Origin of the sequence: Enterococcus sp. DA9, from assembly GCF_008000875.1 — a bacterium.
Lineage (GTDB): Bacteria > Bacillota > Bacilli > Lactobacillales > Enterococcaceae > Enterococcus_B > Enterococcus_B lactis.
Genome location: NZ_CP042839.1, coordinates 2337742 through 2356548 on the forward strand (window position 1 = coordinate 2337742; position 18807 = coordinate 2356548).

Sequence of the window (18807 nt, forward strand, 5' to 3'; positions counted from 1 at the left end):
TGCGTTCTATCGCGTTAAATATTTTGTATACTCCTCTGTATGAAGCAATCGTTTAGCATTTTCGACACGTTCTTTTGTAGGTGGTTCGATTCCTTCTAATGGATATTTCAAACCAAGTGTTTCCCACTTGTATTTTCCCATCGTATGATAAGGAAGGATCTCTACTCTATCTACATTGGACAAGGTTTGGATAAAGTTGTCTAGTCGGATCAAATATTCATCATAATCACTTCGCTCAGGAACTAATACATGGCGAATCCAAACCGGTTTGTTAATTTTTGACAAATATTGAGCCATTTCTAGAATATTTTCATTGTCCCAATGCGTTAGTTTTTTATGCTCTTCATTATCGATGTGTTTGATATCAAATAACAGTAAGTCTGTATACTTCATCAATTCTTGAAAACGAGAGAAGAAGGGGTCTTCATACGTAAAAGGTTTTCCGCATGTATCCAATGTAGTATGCATTTCCCGCTCTTTTGCTTTTTTAAATAGTTCGATCAAAAAATCGATCTGCAATAGAGGCTCTCCACCACTAACAGTAATACCACCTTTATCTCCCCAGTAAGGTCTGAAGCGTTCCGCCTTATCTAAAAGTTCATCTGCTGAGTACTCTTTCCCTCCGCCAATATTCCAAGTATCAGGATTGTGACAGAATTGGCAACGCATGCGGCATCCTTGCATAAACACGACAAAGCGCAGTCCAGGACCGTCTACTGAACCGAAAGTTTCGATAGAATGAACATAGCCGATTGTTTTTTCTTCCATTTAAATTCACATCTTTTCTTTGATTTCATTTTAAGTACAAGTTAGCTGTCGAAGCGAAGCTTTTTGAACAAAATTTTTCGCAATCACCGCTTCGTTATGTGTAAAATTTACAGGGACGGAACATACATGTCCTGCCCCTGTAAATCGTGTCTTTCAAATAAGCATACTGATCATTCGATTATGATGCGAAGGATATCTAACGATCTTTCGGCACTGAGTCGAAAGGCTGTTTCACAAACTTTTTTACATTCTGTCGTGTGAAGTTCTCATCAAGACATCTAGTTGTTGTTCTCTTGTCAAGTCACGGAATTTAACTGCATAACCAGATACCCGGATCGTCAAGTTCGGATATTTCATTGGATTTTCCATTGCATCACGCAATAGATCATTACTGAATACATTGACATTCAAATGATAAGCCCCTTTTGAGAAGTATCCGTCTAAGACATTACGCAAGTTTTCGATTCTTGTATCTTGTTCTTTTCCAAGACCAGAAGGATTGATTGTTTGGGTATTTGAAATTCCATCCAATGCACAACCGTAATTCATTTTAGCTGTTGAGTTCAGGCTGGCTAATAACCCACTTTGTTCTGCATTGTAACTTGGGTTTGCTCCTGGCGCAAGTGGTTTTCCAGCTTCACGGCCATCAGGAGTATTTCCTGTATTTTTACCGTAAACAACATTTGAAGTAATCGTCAATAATGAAGTTGTTGGTTTTGAGTTGCGGTAAGTTTTATGACGTTTGATTTGTCCCATGAAGTATTCCAAGATCCATGAAACTAATTCATCTGCACGGTCATCATCATTTCCATATTTAGGGAAATCGCCATCTACTTCAAAATCAACTGCTATTCCTTTTTCATTACGGATTGCTTTTACTTTTGCATATTTGATGGCTGACAAGCTGTCTGCCGCATGAGAGATTCCAGCAATACCTGTAGCAAATGTGCGTTGCAAGTCAGAATCCATCAAGGCAAGCTGAGCTGCTTCATAAGAATACTTATCATGCATGTAATGAATGATGTTCAACGTATTGACATATAGTTCTGCTAACCAATCCATCATATTCATGAAGTTATGTTTCACTTCTTCAAAATCTAGTACTTCTGATGTGATCGGACGATATTCTGGTCCAACTTGGGCGCCAGTCACTTCATCGACCCCGCCATTGATAGCATATAATAGTGTTTTAGCCAAGTTAGCACGAGCACCAAAGAACTGCATGTCTTTTCCAACAACTGTTCCTGATACACAGCAAGCAATCGCACAATCATCAGAACCCCATTGTTCACGAAGCTGATTGTCATTTTCAAACTGAATCGAAGAACTTTCAATAGCGATTCGGCTCGCATATGTTCTGAATCCTTCTGGAAGGTGTTCAGAGTACAAAACAGTCAAGTTTGGTTCTGGTGAAGGTCCCATATTTGTCAATGTGTGAAGCAGACGGAAATCATTCTTCGTCACTAATGAACGACCATCTAAGCCCATACCAGCAATGGATAAAGTAGCCCAGATAGGGAATCCTGAGAATAATTGGTTGTATTCAGGTGTACGCGCGAATTTGACCATACGTAATTTCATTACTAAGTGATCGATCAATTCTTGCGCTTCTTTTTCTGTGATTACTCCATTATCCAAATCACGTTGGATATAGATATCAAGGAATGCTGAGATACGTCCGATTGACATCGCAGCGCCATTTTGTGATTTGATTGCTGCTAAATAACCGAAGTATAACCATTGGACAGCTTCTTTTGCATTTGCAGCTGGTTTAGAGATATCATAGCCGTATTTTGCAGCCATTTCTTTCATTTGTGCTAATGCACGATATTGTTCAGTGATTTCTTCACGTAAACGAATCACTTCTTCACTCATCGTATGATAACCAGTCATATCATGATCTTTTTTCTTTTGTTCCATCAAATAGTCGATTCCATACAATGCCACACGACGATAGTCGCCGATGATACGTCCACGACCGTAAGCGTCTGGAAGCCCTGTAATGATTTTGTTTTTACGAGCTGCACGCATTTCAGCAGTATAAGCATCAAACACCCCTTGATTATGTGTTTTGCGCCAGTCAGTGAAAATATGTGTTAATTCATCGTTTGGTGTATAGCCATTGCTTTTCAGCGCATTGTTAGCCATATTGATTCCACCGAACGGCATGAATGCTTGTTTCAAAGGTTTGTCTGTCTGTAGACCGACGATTTTTTCCAAATCTTTATCCAAATAGCCTGCATCGTGGGAAGTAATGGTTGATACGATTTCTGTGTCCATATCATAGACACCGTTACGTTCGAATTGGATATCATTCAGCTTTTGCAATTCATCCCATAATTTTTCTGTTGCTTCTGTTGGACCTTCCAAAAAGCTGTCATCACCGCGATATTCAGTGTAGTTGTTTTGAATAAAGTCTCTAGTGTCTACGCCTTCTTTCCATTTGGTACCTTTAAATCCATTCCATTGCTCCATTGTATGGACCTCCTAAATTTCTGTTTTATGTAACAGTTTTTACGTGATTAGTATAACACAGCACCTTATCTTTGCAAGGGTTTTCTTGTTTTTTATTTAACAATTTTTATGTTTTATCTATGTATATTGCAAGTAACGTTGATTTACCAATATTTAAGCATTGTGAACACTTTCATCTTTTTTTGCAAACGTATAAGGATTTATTAAAAATGAATGAAAAAGAGGGGCCATCTGTATTAATACAGATGGCCCCTCTTCACTAAAATATCATAACAGTTATGATTCAATGAAAATCTCAGGAGCATCGATAACTTCGATGACTTCTCCACCTTTTTTCTCGTCCATAGCAAACGAACCATTCGATGTTCGATCACCTATAGGAAAATCCGTTGGATCAATCGTTATCTGTTGTCCTTTTTGATTCATCAAGGTTATTTCTTTTGATCTTCCTTCCGACATATAGATAATACGGTGCGGATTTTTTTTCAGCTCACGCATGACCGTCACTCCCCGCTTCGCACGTGAAGTTTGGCTGATTTCTTGAGCAAGCATGCGTTTCACGGCTCCTCGCTGAGTAACGATTACGATTGGCGTATCTCCGTCTGCTAACACAAGCAGCCCATTGACAATCCTATCTCCATCTTTCAAATTCATAGACTTCACTCCAGCTGCCTTTGCTCCAACAACGGGAACATCTGTTAAAGGATAGCGCAAGCCCATTCCTTGATGCGTTACTAAGAACACATCTAAGCCTGGCTGATCTTCTTTCAGATATACAGCAATAAGTTCATCTTCTTCCGCCTTTAGCTTCATACAGCTGAGCGGACGGCTCTTATAGGTGCGCCATGGTTCGAACTCTGTCATTCGTGTTTGCTTGATCAATCCATTCTTGCTGATGAATACAAATGTTTTTTCTGCTTGGATTTTTTGATATGGGAAAACAGCTAAGATCGATTCATCTACAGACAGATTGGAGATTGTTTGAGAAATGTGTTCGCCAGCATCTTTCCATTTCAAATCGGGTAGTTCATGAACAGGACGGTAGATCACATTTGCTTTATTCGTAATCAGAAGAACATGGTCCAATGTGCTCAATTCACCTGAGTACAGCAAGTAATCGCCTTCTCGCATCCCGATTTCTTCTGGTTTCGAAGCACTATAAGAACGAAGGCTTGTTCGCTTCACATAGCCTTCTCGCGTCACACTGACGATTACGTCTTCTTGCGCCACTAAAACTTGCGTATCGATTTTGATTTCTTCGATTTCGTCTTGGATTGTCGTCAGACGAGCGGAAGAGTAATTTTTTTTCACTTCTCGCAATTCTTTTTTCATAACAGAGAAAAGCTCTTTGTCGTTTGAAAGGATTTTATTCAACTCTGTGATTTGTGCAATCAAGCTTTCGGCTTCCTTTTGAAGCTCTGTGATATCTGTGTTCGTCAAACGGTATAGTTGCAATGTGACGATTGCTTCTGCTTGTTCTTCTGTAAATTGGAAAACATCGACTAAATTCTTTTTAGCATCTTTTTTGTCTTTACTTTCACGAATCGTTGCGATTACTTCATCCAGAATCGATAAAGCTTTCATCAGGCCTTCCACGATATGCTGTCGTTTTTGAGCTTTGGCTAAATCGAATTGGCTGCGTTTTGTTATGACTTGCTTTCGATGCTCGATATAACTTCTTAAAATGTCTTTCAGTCCAACTTGGTGCGGAGTCATATGATCGATAGCGACCATATTGAAATTGTAATTGATCTGTAGCTCAGTGTTTTTGAACAAATAATTCAAAATTCCTTGAGCATTGGCATCTTTTTTCAATTCAACGACAATTTGCAGACCAGTTCGATCACTTTCATCTCGTACTTCAGCTATTCCATCGATTTTCTTATTCAAACGGATCTCATCCATTTTTTTCACCAACGTCGCTTTATTTACTTCATATGGGATTTCAGTAATCACGATTTGCTGTTTATTGCCCTTCATTGCTTCTATCTTTGTTTTCGAACGAAGAATAACTTTTCCTCGCCCTGTTTCATAAGCTTTTTTGATTTCATCTTTCCCTTGCAAGATCCCTCCTGTTGGAAAGTCAGGTCCAGGAATATATTCCATCAATTTTTCAAGGCTCGCTTGTGGATGATCGATCATATAGATTGTGCCGTCGATCACTTCAGCTAAGTTATGAGTCGGGATTTCTGTCGCATATCCAGCAGATATACCTGTCGATCCATTGACTAGAAGGTTTGGGTATCGAGCTGGAAGGACTGTTGGTTCTTTTTCTGTATCATCAAAATTCCACACGAGATCGACTGTTTCTTTTTCGATATCTGCTAGCATCTCTCCACTTAACTTGGATAATCTGGCTTCAGTATAACGCATCGCAGCAGGTGGATCACCGTCCATACTCCCATTATTCCCGTGCATTTCGATCAGTACTTCCCGCAACTTCCAATCTTGGCTCATGCGGACCATCGCTTCATAAATACTGCTGTCACCATGAGGATGATAATTCCCCATGATATTTCCGACAGATTTTGCTGATTTACGGAATCCTTTGTCATACGTATTGCCATCTTTGTTCATGGCAAATAATATCCGGCGTTGCACTGGTTTCAATCCATCACGGATATCAGGCAGTGCACGTTCTTGGATAATATATTTGGAATAACGTCCGAAGCGGTCACCCATCACTTCTTCTAAAGTTAATTCTTGTACTTCTTGTCGATTTTCCATCAGGTGACCTCCTATTCTACTTCAAATAACTGATTGTCTTCGTTTTTATCTGCTCGTTCTTCATCTAATAATTCATTAGAAACTGAAGGAGAGATTTCAGTATCCTCTTTTTTATCTAAAATACTGCCATCTTCTTCCAACGTAAATTGTACGTGATTTTCGATCCATTTTCTTCGAGGTTCTACTTTGTCACCCATTAGTGTGGTTACTCGACGCTCAGCTTGCGCAGCATCGTCGATACGGACGCGAATCAACGTACGGGAAGTTGGATCCATCGTTGTTTCCCACAATTGTTCCGCATTCATCTCTCCAAGTCCTTTATATCGCTGTAGCATATATCCTTTGCCGACTTTTTTAATCATTGCTGCCAATTCGTCATCTGTCCACGCATATTCAATGACTTGCTTCTTCCCTTGTCCTTTGGATACTTTATATAAAGGCGGTAACGCGATATATACTTTTCCAGCTTCAATCAGCGGTTTCATATAACGATAAAAGAAAGTAAGCAGTAATACTTGAATATGGGCGCCGTCTGTATCCGCATCGGTCATGATGATTACTTTGTCGTAATTACAGTCTTCGATAGAAAATTCAGGGCCGACTCCTGCACCAATCGTATAGATCATCGTATTGATTTCTTCATTTTTCAAGATATCTTGCATTTTTGCTTTTTCGGTATTGATGACTTTTCCTCGTAAAGGTAGAATTGCTTGGAACTTTCTGTCTCTTCCTTGTTTAGCAGATCCGCCGGCAGAATCCCCTTCGACTAAATACAATTCATTTTTCTTAGGATTTCGGGATTGTGCGGGTGTCAATTTTCCTGAAAGAAGAGATTCGCCTTTTTTACGCTTCTTCCCATTTCGGCTTTCTTCTCTGGCTTTACGAGCTGCTTCTCTCGCTTCTCTCGCTTTGATTGCTTTACGGACCAACATCTGGCTCATTTCGCTATTTTCCTGCAAATAAAAGCCCATTTGTTCACTGATGACGTTATCTACTACGGTTCGAGCAACTGGCGTACCAAGTTTTTCTTTCGTTTGACCTTCAAATTGCAGAAGATTTTCAGGTACACGGATAGAGAGAACAGCAGCTAATCCTTCTCTGAAATCACTACCTTCCAGATTCTTGTCCCGTTCTTTCAGCAAGCCGACTTTTCTCGCATATTCGTTATAAGATTTCGTCATTGCCGCTTTCATTCCAGCTTCATGGGTTCCACCATCTTTTGTTCGAACATTATTGACAAAAGATAAGACATTTTCTGAATACCCGTCATTGTATTGATAAGCGACCTCTACTTCGATACCTTCTTTTTCTCCTGAAAAATAAACGACCGGTGTCAATGTATCTTTTTCTTCATTCAGGTAATCAACAAATTCTTTGATTCCTTCTTCATAATGGAAAACTTCCTTGACTGGTTCTTCTCCCCGAAGATCAGAAAGTGAGATTTTAACGCCTTTTAGAAGAAAGGCAGATTCTCTTAACCGTTCGGCTAAAATTTCATATGAAAATTTTGTTGTACTGAATATTGTATCGTCTGGTAAAAAATGGACAATCGTCCCATTTGCTTTTTTTGTTTTTCCTATCTTTTTCAACGTACCGTCAGGTTTACCGCCGTTTTTAAATTTCTGCTGATACTCTACGCCATCTCTAACGATTGTTACAGTCAGCCATTTCGATAAGGCATTTACCACACTGGCTCCTACACCGTGAAGCCCACCAGAAGTTTTGTATCCTCCTTGACCAAACTTTCCGCCAGCATGCAGCACAGTAAAAATCACTTCAACTGTTGGGATACCGGAAGCATGCATCCCTACAGGCATCCCACGTCCGCTATCTGCAACAGTTATACTATTGTCTTCATGGATGGTCACATCAATCTCACTGCCATATCCTGATAATGCTTCATCAACTGCATTATCGACGATTTCATAGACTAAATGATGCAAGCCTCGGCTGTCAGTGGATCCAATGTACATCCCTGGTCTTTTTCTAACTGCCTCTAATCCTTCCAATACTTGGATGGACGAGTCATTATATTCGTTGTTTACTTTTTTTGCCAAGGCAAACGCTCCTTCAATAATACTTTGCGGCAAAACCGCACCACGATTATCATACTAGAAAAGGTCGTGAAAAAAAAGAGGTTAGATGAGAAATCAATTTTAATTATCTCCTAACCGCTTTTTCGACATTCCTCTCTATCGATCATCTCTTCTTTGTGGTCATTTTTATTTTTGGTTTTCTTTCAACTTACCAAGTTCAATCTTGATACAGCGATCCATTACGACGTCTGTGCGTCCTGCTTTTCTTAGCATCTCATCTGCTTCTTCGTTTTCGATCCCTAGTTGTGCCCAAAACACTTTAGCATCGGTTTTCAAAAAATCAGCTGCTACTTCAGGTAAAAATTCGCTCCGTCTAAATACATCTACGATATCGATTGAATCATCGATTTCTGTTAAATTTGCATAGACTTTCTCTCCTAGAATTTCTTCACCAGCCAATAATGGATTTACTGGTATGATTTTATATCCATTGTCTTGCAATACCTGTGCAACCATGTAACTTGTTCGCTCTGGTTTATTGCTCAAGCCTACGATGGCAATATTTTTTGCTTCTTTCAAATAGTTAAAAATCGTTTCTTGTGTTGGATTTTTTATAGACATTTCTGTCACCCCTTGCTTTTCTTTTTATTTCATCTATTATACTTCTATCTTTCATTTTTTCAATTGTTCCTGTTACCTATTCATGCTAAAATAAAGGATAGTTTTCAACTTGAGAGAGGGTAAAAAATGAAATTGATCTTATTACTTATTTTAGCATATCTTTTAGGTTCTATTCCTTCCGGCGTCTGGATTGGCAAATTGTTTTTCAAAAAAGATATCCGGCAACATGGGAGCGGTAATACTGGAACCACCAATACATTTCGGGTATTAGGCAAAACCGCCGGGATTGTTGTCCTTCTTATGGATATTTTAAAGGGTACATTGGCTACTTGTCTGCCGATGATTTTTCACCTTTCTGGGATTAACCCTCTTTGGTTTGGGGTATGTGCGATTCTTGGTCATACATTTCCGATATTTGCTGGGTTTAAAGGAGGAAAAGCTGTTGCGACAAGTGCAGGAATGCTTTTAGGATTTAATCCTGTATTTTTTGTTTATTCCTGTATCATTTTTATCGTTAGTCTATTTTGTACAAGTATGGTGAGTTTGAGCAGTATGATCAGTGCAGCGTTGATCACTTTCTCCACGATCGTCCTTCCTTATGTAGCTCCTGTGATTTTGGCTAAGCCCAATTGGTTGCTGACGATCATTGCCTTTTTAGTCTCTTCCTTTATCTTCTATCGTCATAAAGACAATATCAAGCGTATCAGAAACCATACGGAAAGTCGAATCCCATTTGGTTTGAACAGCAGCAAGAAAAAATCCTGACATTTTTTCAGTCCAAAGAGATAAAACAGGAGTGTGACATGGATTTGTCACACTCCCTTTTTTCGAACAAACGGTATTCCAGAAGCTGACCACTTCTGTCACAACCTCTTATTACTTGATGTAGAATAGCTTTTTACACCCTCTTACTTCACTGTGATCGAATATTTTGTCTTGAAGATTTCATGGGCACCTAGTTGATTGATTCCTACTTTTTCCATCAAGTTTCCACTGCTATTCACCGTGTCAGCAATTCCACACCATGGTTCGATACACACGAAAGGGGCTTCTTTTGGATAAGGAGACCAGATTCCTACATAAGGCATATCTTTGTAGCTTAAAGTTATGCTATGGTAAGATTTTTCACTCCGAATGGCGTACGCATTTAGTCCTCTTGTTTCAAAAACCAATGCATCTTGATCAAAAAGTTCACGATTCAAAGCCAGATTCGTATTTGTCTGTCCTAACGTCTTTTGTTCCATATCAATGAATGGGCCTTTTAAAGGTAGGCGTAATCTTGATTTCAATGGAGAAAATGCTAGATAAAAGTCTTCGAATGACAATCCTTCTTCAAGAGGTACATTGAAAGCAGGATGTCCACCGATAGAAAAGAACATTTCTTCTTCACCTGTATTTGCTACTTGGTAATGGACCGTGATACCGTCTCCTCCTAATTCATAACTAATCACTAATTCAAAATCAAAAGGATATTTTTCTAATGTCTCCGGTGTACTCCGCAAGATGAAACTAGCCATTTCTTGTCCATGTTCAATGACTTCAAAATCCATATCTCGGGCAAATCCATGTTGTCCCATTTGATATGTTTTCCCTTGGTAAACATACTGGTCATCTTTTAAACGTCCAACAAAAGGGAATAAAACTGGTGCATGTCTGCCCCAATACGCTGGATCACCTTGCCAGATATACTCTAAACCGTGTTCTTTTGATTTTAAACTGATCAATTCCGCACCGTGTTCAGCGATTTCAGCGATCAGCTGGTCATTTTGAATAATAACAGTCATTGCCATTCCTCCAACTTCGACTTACTTTTTAAAATGGGAAGGCTGGAGCAAACATCTGTATCCGCCCCAGTCCCTTGTTTCTAATAACTATGTTTTGCTAATTCTTCTTTAAAACGGGAATTCAATACTTTTAAATAAGTTCCCTTCATGCCTAACGAGCGAGATTCAATGATTCCAGCTGATTCCAATTTTCGTAAAGCATTGACGATCACAGAACGAGTGATTCCGATGCTATCGGCGATATTAGAAGCAGTCAAACGTCCTTCATCTCCATCCAACGCTTCAAAAATGGCTTGTACAGCCTTTAACTCGCTGTAAGACAATGTGTTGATTGCCATTTGAACAGCCGTCGCACTCCGTACATCAGCTTCGATACTTCGAGACTTCTGATAAAGGATCTGCATACCGACAACCGTAGCTCCATATTCTGCTAAGACGAGATCGTCATCTGCAAACGATTGTTCCATGCGAGACAAAATGATCGTCCCCAGACGTTCGCCAGCTCCAAAGATTGGAACGACAGTCGTCAAACCAAATGGGTATTTTTCTCTTGACTCTACCGGAAACGCAGTGATATCACTTGTAATCGGGATATTAGCTTCAGTTTTCATCAGCTGTGCCACTGTATCAGTGTAAGATTCAGGAAATTGTTTCTCAACAAACATTGTTTTGATTCGTTCATTATTCACATCGTGGCGTTCATTGTAACCTAGTAATACTCCGTCACTTCCTATGATATAGGTGTTGCTGTCAAGAATACCACCTAATGTGACAGCCATTTTATCGTAAGGCAAATCTGCTTGCATGTCAAAAGTATTCTTTTGCTGCAAAAGTGTGTTTATCTTGCGAGTTTTCGTTAGCAAGTCTGTCATTGTCGTCCTCCGATTTTATAAAATATAGCGACTTAAATCTTCATTTGCCGCAATTGAGCCAAGTTTGTCATCAACGTATGCTTCTGTGATCGTTATTTCACCCATTTGCATATCTGGTGCTTCAAATAATAGGTCTTCTAATAATTTTTCCAAAATAGTGTGCAGTCTACGTGCACCGATATTATCTGTGTCACGATTGACATCGAAAGCAATTTGAGCGATCCGTTCAATTGCTTCTTTTGTAAATGTAACTGACACATTTTCTGTACCAATCAATGCTACATATTGTTTTATCAAAGCATTATTCGGTTCAGTCAGAATTTTCACAAAATCTTCAGCTGTCAAATCATCTAATTCTACCCGTATTGGGAAGCGTCCTTGAAGTTCTGGAATTAGATCACTTGGTTTAGACAAATGGAAAGCTCCTGAAGCAATGAATAGGACGTGATCTGTTTGAATGATCCCGTATTTTGTGTTTACTTGTGAACCTTCGACAATTGGCAATATGTCTCTTTGGACGCCTTCTCTGGATACTTCTCCAGATTGCTGTGATTTAGAAGTAATCTTATCGATTTCATCGATAAAGATAATCCCACTTTCTTCCGCTAATTTGATTGCCTCACTATGGATATCAGCATCCTTGACTAGTTTTGCTGATTCTTCTTTGATTAATAACTCTAAAGCTTCTTTGACTGTTACCGTCCGTTCCACTTTTTTCTTCGGTGTTAGAGCACCTAACGTTTCATTTAGGTCGATCCCCATTTGCTCCAATCCATTGTTCATCATTGGTGCAGGTTTCTTTTGATCTTCGACTTCAATGGTTACTTCACGATTGTCCAGTAATCCCTTTTGTAGTTGTTCCAAAATTGTACGGCGGTTGATCCGAATATCTTCTGTCACTTCTTCTTGTGGTTCAGCATTGTTTTGCTGACTAGCATTAAAAAGATTCATCATTTGTTCAAATTGATTAGTGGATTGTTTCTGTTCTTTTTTTATACCAGGCACTAAGATTTTTACCAAACGTTTTTCAGCATTTTTTTTAGCACTTGTGTATACACGGCTGTATTGCTCTTTTTCTACGATTTGGATCGCATTTTCCACTAAATCCCGGACCATTGATTCTACATCTCTTCCAACATAACCGACTTCAGTAAATTTTGTTGCTTCGACTTTGACAAATGGTGCATTGACGATTTTGGCCAAGCGTCGCGCGATTTCTGTTTTACCGACCCCTGTAGGTCCGATCATCAGCATATTTTTGGGTGTAATATCTTGTTGCATTTTTTCATCTAACTGCAAACGGCGGTAGCGGTTACGCAAAGCGACGGCAACAGATTTTTTTGCTGCATGCTGTCCTACGATGTACTCGTCTAATTCACTTACGATTTGTCTTGGTGTTTGTTTCAATTCATACATATTTACTCACCTCTTACAGTTCTTCTACGATAATATTATGATTAGTAAAGATACAGATGTCTGCGGCAATATTTAACGCATTTTCTGCAATTTCTTTCGCACTCATGTCATTTTGAGCATAATTTTTCATTGCTCGGGCTGCGGCCAATGCAAAATTCCCGCCTGATCCGATAGCTAAGATGCCATCATCTGGCGTAATCACTTCTCCTGTACCTGAAACAAGAAGCATTTCTTTCTCATTCATTACGATCAGCATCGCTTCAAGTTTTTGCATAGATTGCTGTGTCCGCCATTCTTGAGCTAATTCAACAGCCGCACGTTGCAGATTTCCATTGTATTCGTTCAATTTGCCTTCAAATTTTTCTTCTAAAGTAAACGCATCTGCGACACTTCCGGCGAAACCTACAACAACCTCTCCATTGTAGATACGTCGTACTTTCTTTGCTGTACCTTTCATGACAACAGATTCACCCATTGTTACTTGGCCATCTCCAGCCATGGCAAATTTTCCGTCTTTTTCGACAGCACAGATTGTGGTTGAATGAAATGGTGATTCGACCATGTTTGTTTCCTCCTAAATTTGTTCTTTTCCTTATTTTACGCTCTTGGATGGAATGAACGATAGTTTTTTTGTAGACTTTCTTTTGTTACATGGGCATAGATCTGGGTAGTTGATAAATTGGCATGTCCTAACAATTCTTGGACTGTCCGCAAATCTGCCCCATTATTTAATAAATGAGTGGCGAATGTATGGCGCAGCATGTGGGGATGGATATCGCTATCCAAGCTGCTTTTTTTGATGATCTGATTCAAGACATATTCAATACCAGTAGGCGTGATTGGTTTTCCATGATGATTCACAAAAACAATATCATGCTCTTCGTGGTATTTTGTCATCAATACCTGACGGCCTTCTGTGAAATATTCTTGTAGAGCATCTTGGGCAAAAGAACCTAGCGGCGCGTATCTCTCCTTGTTTCCTTTACCATGAATCAACATGACCTCTGAATCAAAATCAATGTCTGATACCAACAGATTACTACACTCGCTTAAACGGATACCAGATCCGTAAAGGACTTCCAGCAAAGCGCGGTTCCTCAAATCTAGAGGACTGTCTCCTGCTACGCTGTCAAAAAGTGCTTGCATTTCATTTTCATAAAAAAAGCGTGGCAATCTCAAATTTTTCTTTTTGAGATGAACGTAAGAAAATGGATTTTCTTTTATCACTTCTTCTTTGAGAAGGTACTGATAAAACGAACGTAGGCTAGCTATCTTGCGACTGATAGAGTTTCTGCTATAGCTGGGGCGATGATCAGCTAATGCACTCAAATAGACACGAACCGTAAAGTATTCCGCCTTCAGCAGATCAGCGTCTCCAGATTCCTCCAAGAAATGTTTAAAATGGAGAATATCTTCTTCATATGCTTCTTTCGTTTTTTCTGAATATCCTCTTTCGACAATCAAATAACGCAAAAATTTTTGTTCCCACGTGGCTTCCGTCATTTTCTCACCTTCCTTTTGTCCCAGAGAATAATTTAGCACAGCGTCTACAAAAAGACAAATAAATTGTCAGAATTTAACCAATATTTCTAAGTTTGTTCACAATTAATGCAATTCCTCACATTTTGTTTGAGAAATCCTTAAGGAAAACGCAAGAAAAAGAGCGAGACTATCCGTCTCACCCTCTTCATCGAGTTTGCTCACTCATTTGGGACTGCTGTTTTTCTAATTCTTTTTTTATTGTCTCATTAGCTTTTAAAGCACGTTGGGCAATTGCTTCATATCTTGCTTTTTTGTCTCGAATGCGTTCCGGCAATTCAGGAAATAGACCGTAGTTGGCATTCATTGGTTGGAAATGTTTTCCTTCCGCATGAGTAATGTAATAAGCCATGCTTCCAATAGCTGTTTCTTGTGGAAACTCGACTGGTTCCATTTCTTTTGCTAAGCGTGCCGCATTGATTCCAGCAAGTAATCCACTTGCTGCACTTTCAACATAGCCTTCTACACCAGTCATTTGACCTGCAAAGAACAAATCTTCGCGTTTCGTTGATTGATACGTCGGTTTCAGTAATTCTGGCGAATTCATAAAGCTATTTCGGTGCATAACACCATAGCGAACGAATTCAGCATTTTCCAATCCAGGAATCATCCGGAAAACACGTTTTTGCTCGCCCCATTTCAAGTGAGTTTGGAAGCCCACGATGTTGTATAAAGAAGCTGCAGCATTGTCTTGACGTAGCTGGATAACAGCATAAGGACGTTTGCCAGTTTTAGGATCTTCCAGCCCAACTGGTTTCATAGGACCAAAAAGCATTGTTTTGAAACCACGCTGTGCCATTACTTCGATTGGCATACATCCTTCAAAATATTTTTCTTTTTCAAAAGATTTAAGTTCTGCCACTTCGGCATTGATTAGTGCCTCATGGAAAGCTTTGAATTCCTCTTCTGTCATCGGACAGTTCAAGTAAGCTGCTTCTCCTTTGTCATAGCGGGACTTCAAATATACTTTATCCATATCGATCGTAGCTTTGTCTACGATCGGTGCAGCTGCATCGTAGAAATAAAAACCATCTGAACCATTGAATGCTTTGATACTTTCTGCCAATGGATGAGAAGTCAACGGTCCTGTTGCTACTACGGTGATTCCTTCTGGTATTTCAGTAATTTCTTCGTTTATCACTGTTACTAATGGATGCTCTTTGACTTTTCGAGTAATCGTTTCAGAAAAAGAATCTCGGTCAACAGCTAAAGCACCACCAGCTGGCACTGCTGTTTCATCTGCCGAAGTGATTACTACTGAATTCAATCGTCGCATTTCTTCTTTCAATAATCCTACTGCGTTAGCCAAACTATTTCCTCTTAGTGAATTGGAACATACTAGTTCAGCAAAATTACTTGTGTGATGCGCCTCAGTCGATTTGACTGGACGCATTTCATATAAACGGACAGGTACTCCTGCTTGTGCGATCTGCCAAGCAGCTTCACTTCCGGCAAGTCCTGCTCCAACAACATTTACCATTTTCAATGAAAGAACCTCTTTTCTATTATTTTTGGATGTCTTCTTCGTAGTCTCCATTTACACAGACTACTTGTTTGCCACCTTTGACTTTCTTCTCAACCAGATATCCATCACATTTTGGACAATTTCTGCCCACTGGTTTATCCCAAGAAGTGAATTCACATTCTGGAAAACGAGAACAACCGTAGAACAGTCTGTTTTTCTTAGATTTTCGTTCGATAACTTGCCCTTCATGACATACTGGACAAGTCACACCGATTTCTTTTACGATTGGTTTGGTATTCCGACAATCAGGAAAATTGCTACAAGCATAAAACTTCCCGTATTTCCCTAATTTTATCACCATCGGATGTCCACAGACATCACAATCGAATCCTGCTGGTTCATCTTTGATTTGGATTTTTTCGATTTTTTCTTCCGCATTCGTCAGTTCTTTTTCAAACGGTTTATAGAAACGATCGACTACTTTGACCCACGCTTCCGTGCCTTCTTCGATTTTATCCAAATCTCCTTCCATTTCTGCTGTGAAATGGACATCGACGATTTGAGGGAAAAATTCACAGATCAGCGAATTGACAATCTCTCCTAATTCTGTCGGCTCAAATCTTTTTTGTGTCAATTTTACATAGTAGCGTCTTTGGATCGTATCAAGTGTTGGTGCATAAGTGGAAGGTCGCCCTACCCCGTTTTCTTCTAGTGCACGAATCAACGTAGCCTCACTGAAACGTGCAGGTGGTTGAGTAAAATGCTGTTTTGGTTCAATATCAACAGATTGGACGACATCGCCTTCTTCAAGTTCTGGAAGAATATTTTCTTTCTCTTCTTTGCCGTCGTCTCTACCTTCCACATACACTTGCATGAATCCTTTGAATTTGATTTTTGAACCGTTCGCAATGAAGATCACACCATTTTGTTCTAATGTTACTTTCATTGTATCTAAAATAGCCGGCGTCATCTGACTAGCCACAAAACGTGACCAGATCAATGTATAAAGTTTCAATTGATCTTTATCTAAATATTGTTTGAGTTCTTCTGGTGTACGAAGCACACTCGTTGGACGCACAGCTTCATGGGCATCTTGTGCGCCTTGAGCATTTTTGATCTTTCGGTGATCATGTCTAGAAAATTCTTTTCCATACGTATCTTCAATAAATGCTGCGGCCTCTGCTTTTGCTGTATCGGCAATCCGGGTAGAATCAGTACGCATGTATGTAATCAAGCCGACTGTTCCTTGTTTACCCAAAGTGATTCCTTCATATAATTGTTGTGCTACCATCATGGTTTTTCTTGTTCGAAAGTTTAATTTACGGGCAGCTTCCTGTTGCAGGCTACTTGTAGTGAAAGGATTCGCAGGGTTTCTTTTGCGCTCTTTCTTTTCTACTTTTTTTACTTCGAAGTCTGTTCCATCAATTCTAGCAGTGACTTCTTTTACACTTTGTGCATCTGGTAACTTCTTTTTCTTACCGTCGATTCCCCAGAAATTTGCTTTGAATTTCTTGCGAGCTTTTTTAAAATTACCGTCGATGCTCCAATATTCTTCTGGAACAAATTCTCGAATCTCTTTTTCACGGTCAATAATAATTTTTAAAGCGACAGATTGGACACGTCCTGCACTTAACCCTTTCTTGACTTTGCGCCAAAGAATAGGGCTGATCGAATAACCAACGATTCTGTCTAAGGTACGACGAGCTTGCTGTGCATCTACTAAATCTACATCGATCGTTCTTGGTTCCTTAAAGGCTGCTTTGACTGCATCTTTTGTGATTTCATTGAAGACCACCCGATTTTTTTCTTTCAGATCCAACCCAAGTAGGTACGCTAAATGCCAAGCAATTGCTTCTCCTTCTCTATCCGGGTCACTTGCCAAGTAAACTTTTTGAGCTTTTTTTGCTGCGGCTTTCAGGCTTTTGATGACATCGCCTTTTCCGCGTATAGAAATATAATGGGGTTCATAATTGTTTTCAAAATCGATACCCATTTTACTTTTCGGTAAATCTCTTATATGACCAACACTGGCCATTACTTTATAGTTTCGTCCAAGATATTTCTCAATCGTCTTGGCTTTTGCAGGTGATTCTACAATCACTAAATATTTATACGCCATTACTGAATGGACTCCTTTCCATTGTCGTGTTCCTACTATTAAAAGAGGATTCATACAAATCGTAGCTAATCATATCCATTCAGAAAACGTTTGTCAAGAAAAGCAAATGAAAAGTATGGTGTTATTCTTTAAATTCTGCCAAGATATCTTCACCCGAAACCGTGCAAACTGCACCGTCTTGGATCAAATGATGACATCCGGCAGAATGTTCTGTTAAAATATTTCCTGGAACAGAAAAAACTGTTCTTCCAAGATCCAATGCTTGCTGGGCTGTTATCAGAGAGCCGCTTTTTTTCTTGGCTTCAAAGACACATGTTCTTTTAGACAAAGCTGCGATAATACGATTTCTCATTGGAAAACGATGCTTTTTCGGGCCGGATTGAGGAGGATATTCACTCAAAAGAAGATGATCATTTGCAATCACCTCTTGCAGGTCACGATTTTCAGCAGGATAGACTTGCTCTATCCCTGTTCCAATGACCGCGATTGTCCGTCCACCATGAGAGATTGCTGCTTGGTGACTGTAGGTATCTATCCCTTTCGCGCAGCCACTGACGATTACATATCCAGCTTCAACCACTGGTTTTAGTAAATAATACACTGTTTTTTTGGCTAAAGCAGAAGTACGTCTTCCACCAACAACGCTTAACATATTACAAGAAAGTAAAGATAGGTCACCACTGTAAAACAGGACAATTGGCGGATAGGTCAAGTGAAGCAACTGAGGGGGATAGTTGGGATCAAAGCAAGTAATAAACGACTGTTTCAATTGGATTTTGCCCCAATTATCGTGAATTTCATGCCAACTTGTACGGAACAGCTCCCGATGTGCGGTGATTTTTCCTATCTTAACGACGTCTTCAAATCCGATTTCTTTGTAAGGATACTGCATCATCCAGTTAGCAAGTGTCCATTTCCCTTGGCTACTAATTCCTTTTGCATAAGCAAGTTTCAATAAATTCTCTTCTATTTGATACATCATAAA

The 18807-nt window shown here is 39.5% G+C and carries 13 protein-coding genes and 1 pseudogene; 1 reads left to right on the forward strand and 13 read right to left on the reverse strand.

Going from position 1 to position 18807, the window contains the following annotated elements:
• Positions 1-6: 6 nt before the first annotated feature.
• The 5 genes from pflA to FTX43_RS12235 form a co-directional block, all read right to left on the reverse strand.
• Positions 7-768 (reverse strand): pyruvate formate-lyase-activating protein, encoded by a 762-nt coding sequence (gene pflA / locus FTX43_RS12215; RefSeq protein WP_002309545.1) that lies wholly within the window; start codon positions 766-768, stop codon positions 7-9.
• Positions 769-1011: 243 nt separating this feature from the next.
• Positions 1012-3243 carry a formate C-acetyltransferase gene (gene pflB, locus FTX43_RS12220; RefSeq protein WP_002309546.1) on the reverse strand — a complete coding sequence of 744 codons (2232 nt, stop codon included), beginning with the start codon at positions 3241-3243 and terminating at the stop codon, positions 1012-1014.
• 276 nt (positions 3244-3519) lie between these two features.
• Complete coding sequence (gene parC / locus FTX43_RS12225; protein WP_002316184.1) at positions 3520-5970, reverse strand: DNA topoisomerase IV subunit A; 2451 nt, start codon at positions 5968-5970, stop codon at positions 3520-3522.
• 11 nt (positions 5971-5981) lie between these two features.
• Positions 5982-8027 carry a DNA topoisomerase IV subunit B gene (parE, locus tag FTX43_RS12230; RefSeq protein WP_080491758.1) on the reverse strand — a complete coding sequence of 682 codons (2046 nt, stop codon included), beginning with the start codon at positions 8025-8027 and terminating at the stop codon, positions 5982-5984.
• Positions 8028-8192: 165 nt separating this feature from the next.
• Complete coding sequence (locus FTX43_RS12235; protein WP_002309549.1) at positions 8193-8627, reverse strand: CoA-binding protein; 435 nt, start codon at positions 8625-8627, stop codon at positions 8193-8195.
• 126 nt (positions 8628-8753) lie between these two features.
• Between FTX43_RS12235 and plsY the strand changes: the two genes are divergently transcribed.
• On the forward strand, positions 8754-9392 hold the full coding sequence (gene plsY, locus FTX43_RS12240; RefSeq protein ID WP_002309550.1) for a glycerol-3-phosphate 1-O-acyltransferase PlsY: 639 nt from the start codon (positions 8754-8756) through the stop codon (positions 9390-9392).
• 143 nt (positions 9393-9535) lie between these two features.
• On the opposite strand, the gene FTX43_RS12245 is transcribed toward plsY, so the two are convergent.
• The 8 genes and pseudogenes from FTX43_RS12245 to dprA form a co-directional block, all read right to left on the reverse strand.
• Positions 9536-10411, reverse strand: a complete 876-nt coding sequence (locus FTX43_RS12245; protein ID WP_002309552.1) for an aldose 1-epimerase family protein — start codon at positions 10409-10411, stop codon at positions 9536-9538.
• A gap of 80 nt (positions 10412-10491) precedes the next feature.
• A complete protein-coding gene (gene codY / locus FTX43_RS12250; RefSeq protein WP_002309554.1) occupies positions 10492-11283 on the reverse strand; it encodes a GTP-sensing pleiotropic transcriptional regulator CodY in 792 nt (263 codons plus the stop codon).
• Between the two features lie 15 nt (positions 11284-11298).
• The gene (gene hslU / locus FTX43_RS12255; protein ID WP_002313868.1) at positions 11299-12699 is read right to left on the reverse strand and encodes an ATP-dependent protease ATPase subunit HslU; all 1401 of its coding nucleotides are present in this window, start codon (positions 12697-12699) and stop codon (positions 11299-11301) included.
• Between the two features lie 13 nt (positions 12700-12712).
• Entirely contained in the window at positions 12713-13261 is a 549-nt protein-coding gene (gene hslV, locus FTX43_RS12260) for an HslVU peptidase proteolytic subunit (protein WP_002290221.1), read from the reverse strand.
• 35 nt (positions 13262-13296) lie between these two features.
• Positions 13297-14202, reverse strand: a complete 906-nt coding sequence (gene xerC, locus FTX43_RS12265; RefSeq protein ID WP_002313869.1) for a tyrosine recombinase XerC — start codon at positions 14200-14202, stop codon at positions 13297-13299.
• A gap of 197 nt (positions 14203-14399) precedes the next feature.
• A pseudogene (gene trmFO / locus FTX43_RS12270) lies at positions 14400-15775 on the reverse strand (FADH(2)-oxidizing methylenetetrahydrofolate--tRNA-(uracil(54)-C(5))-methyltransferase TrmFO).
• The gene (gene topA / locus FTX43_RS12275) at positions 15744-17822 is read right to left on the reverse strand and encodes a type I DNA topoisomerase (RefSeq protein ID WP_002345057.1); all 2079 of its coding nucleotides are present in this window, start codon (positions 17820-17822) and stop codon (positions 15744-15746) included. The pseudogene trmFO and the gene topA overlap by 32 nt, the downstream one beginning before the upstream one ends.
• Before the next feature lie 121 nt (positions 17823-17943).
• Complete coding sequence (dprA, locus tag FTX43_RS12280; protein WP_147607088.1) at positions 17944-18801, reverse strand: DNA-processing protein DprA; 858 nt, start codon at positions 18799-18801, stop codon at positions 17944-17946.
• Positions 18802-18807: the final 6 nt, after the last annotated feature.

Excerpts from the sequence above, each read along its gene's own strand:
- pflA (WP_002309545.1), bottom strand. The coding sequence starts at position 768 with ATGGAAGAAAAAACAATCGGCTATGTTCATTCTATCGAAACTTTCGGT.
- FTX43_RS12245 (WP_002309552.1), bottom strand. The coding sequence starts at position 10,411 with ATGACTGTTATTATTCAAAATGACCAGCTGATCGCTGAAATCGCTGAA.
- FTX43_RS12235 (WP_002309549.1), bottom strand. The coding sequence starts at position 8,627 with ATGTCTATAAAAAATCCAACACAAGAAACGATTTTTAACTATTTGAAA.
- pflB (WP_002309546.1), bottom strand. The coding sequence starts at position 3,243 with ATGGAGCAATGGAATGGATTTAAAGGTACCAAATGGAAAGAAGGCGTA.
- hslV (WP_002290221.1), bottom strand. The coding sequence starts at position 13,261 with ATGGTCGAATCACCATTTCATTCAACCACAATCTGTGCTGTCGAAAAA.
- codY (WP_002309554.1), bottom strand. The coding sequence starts at position 11,283 with ATGACAGACTTGCTAACGAAAACTCGCAAGATAAACACACTTTTGCAG.
- dprA (WP_147607088.1), bottom strand. The coding sequence starts at position 18,801 with ATGTATCAAATAGAAGAGAATTTATTGAAACTTGCTTATGCAAAAGGA.
- plsY (WP_002309550.1), top strand. The coding sequence starts at position 8,754 with ATGAAATTGATCTTATTACTTATTTTAGCATATCTTTTAGGTTCTATT.
- parC (WP_002316184.1), bottom strand. The coding sequence starts at position 5,970 with ATGGAAAATCGACAAGAAGTACAAGAATTAACTTTAGAAGAAGTGATG.
- topA (WP_002345057.1), bottom strand. The coding sequence starts at position 17,822 with ATGGCGTATAAATATTTAGTGATTGTAGAATCACCTGCAAAAGCCAAG.
- hslU (WP_002313868.1), bottom strand. The coding sequence starts at position 12,699 with ATGTATGAATTGAAACAAACACCAAGACAAATCGTAAGTGAATTAGAC.
- xerC (WP_002313869.1), bottom strand. The coding sequence starts at position 14,202 with ATGACGGAAGCCACGTGGGAACAAAAATTTTTGCGTTATTTGATTGTC.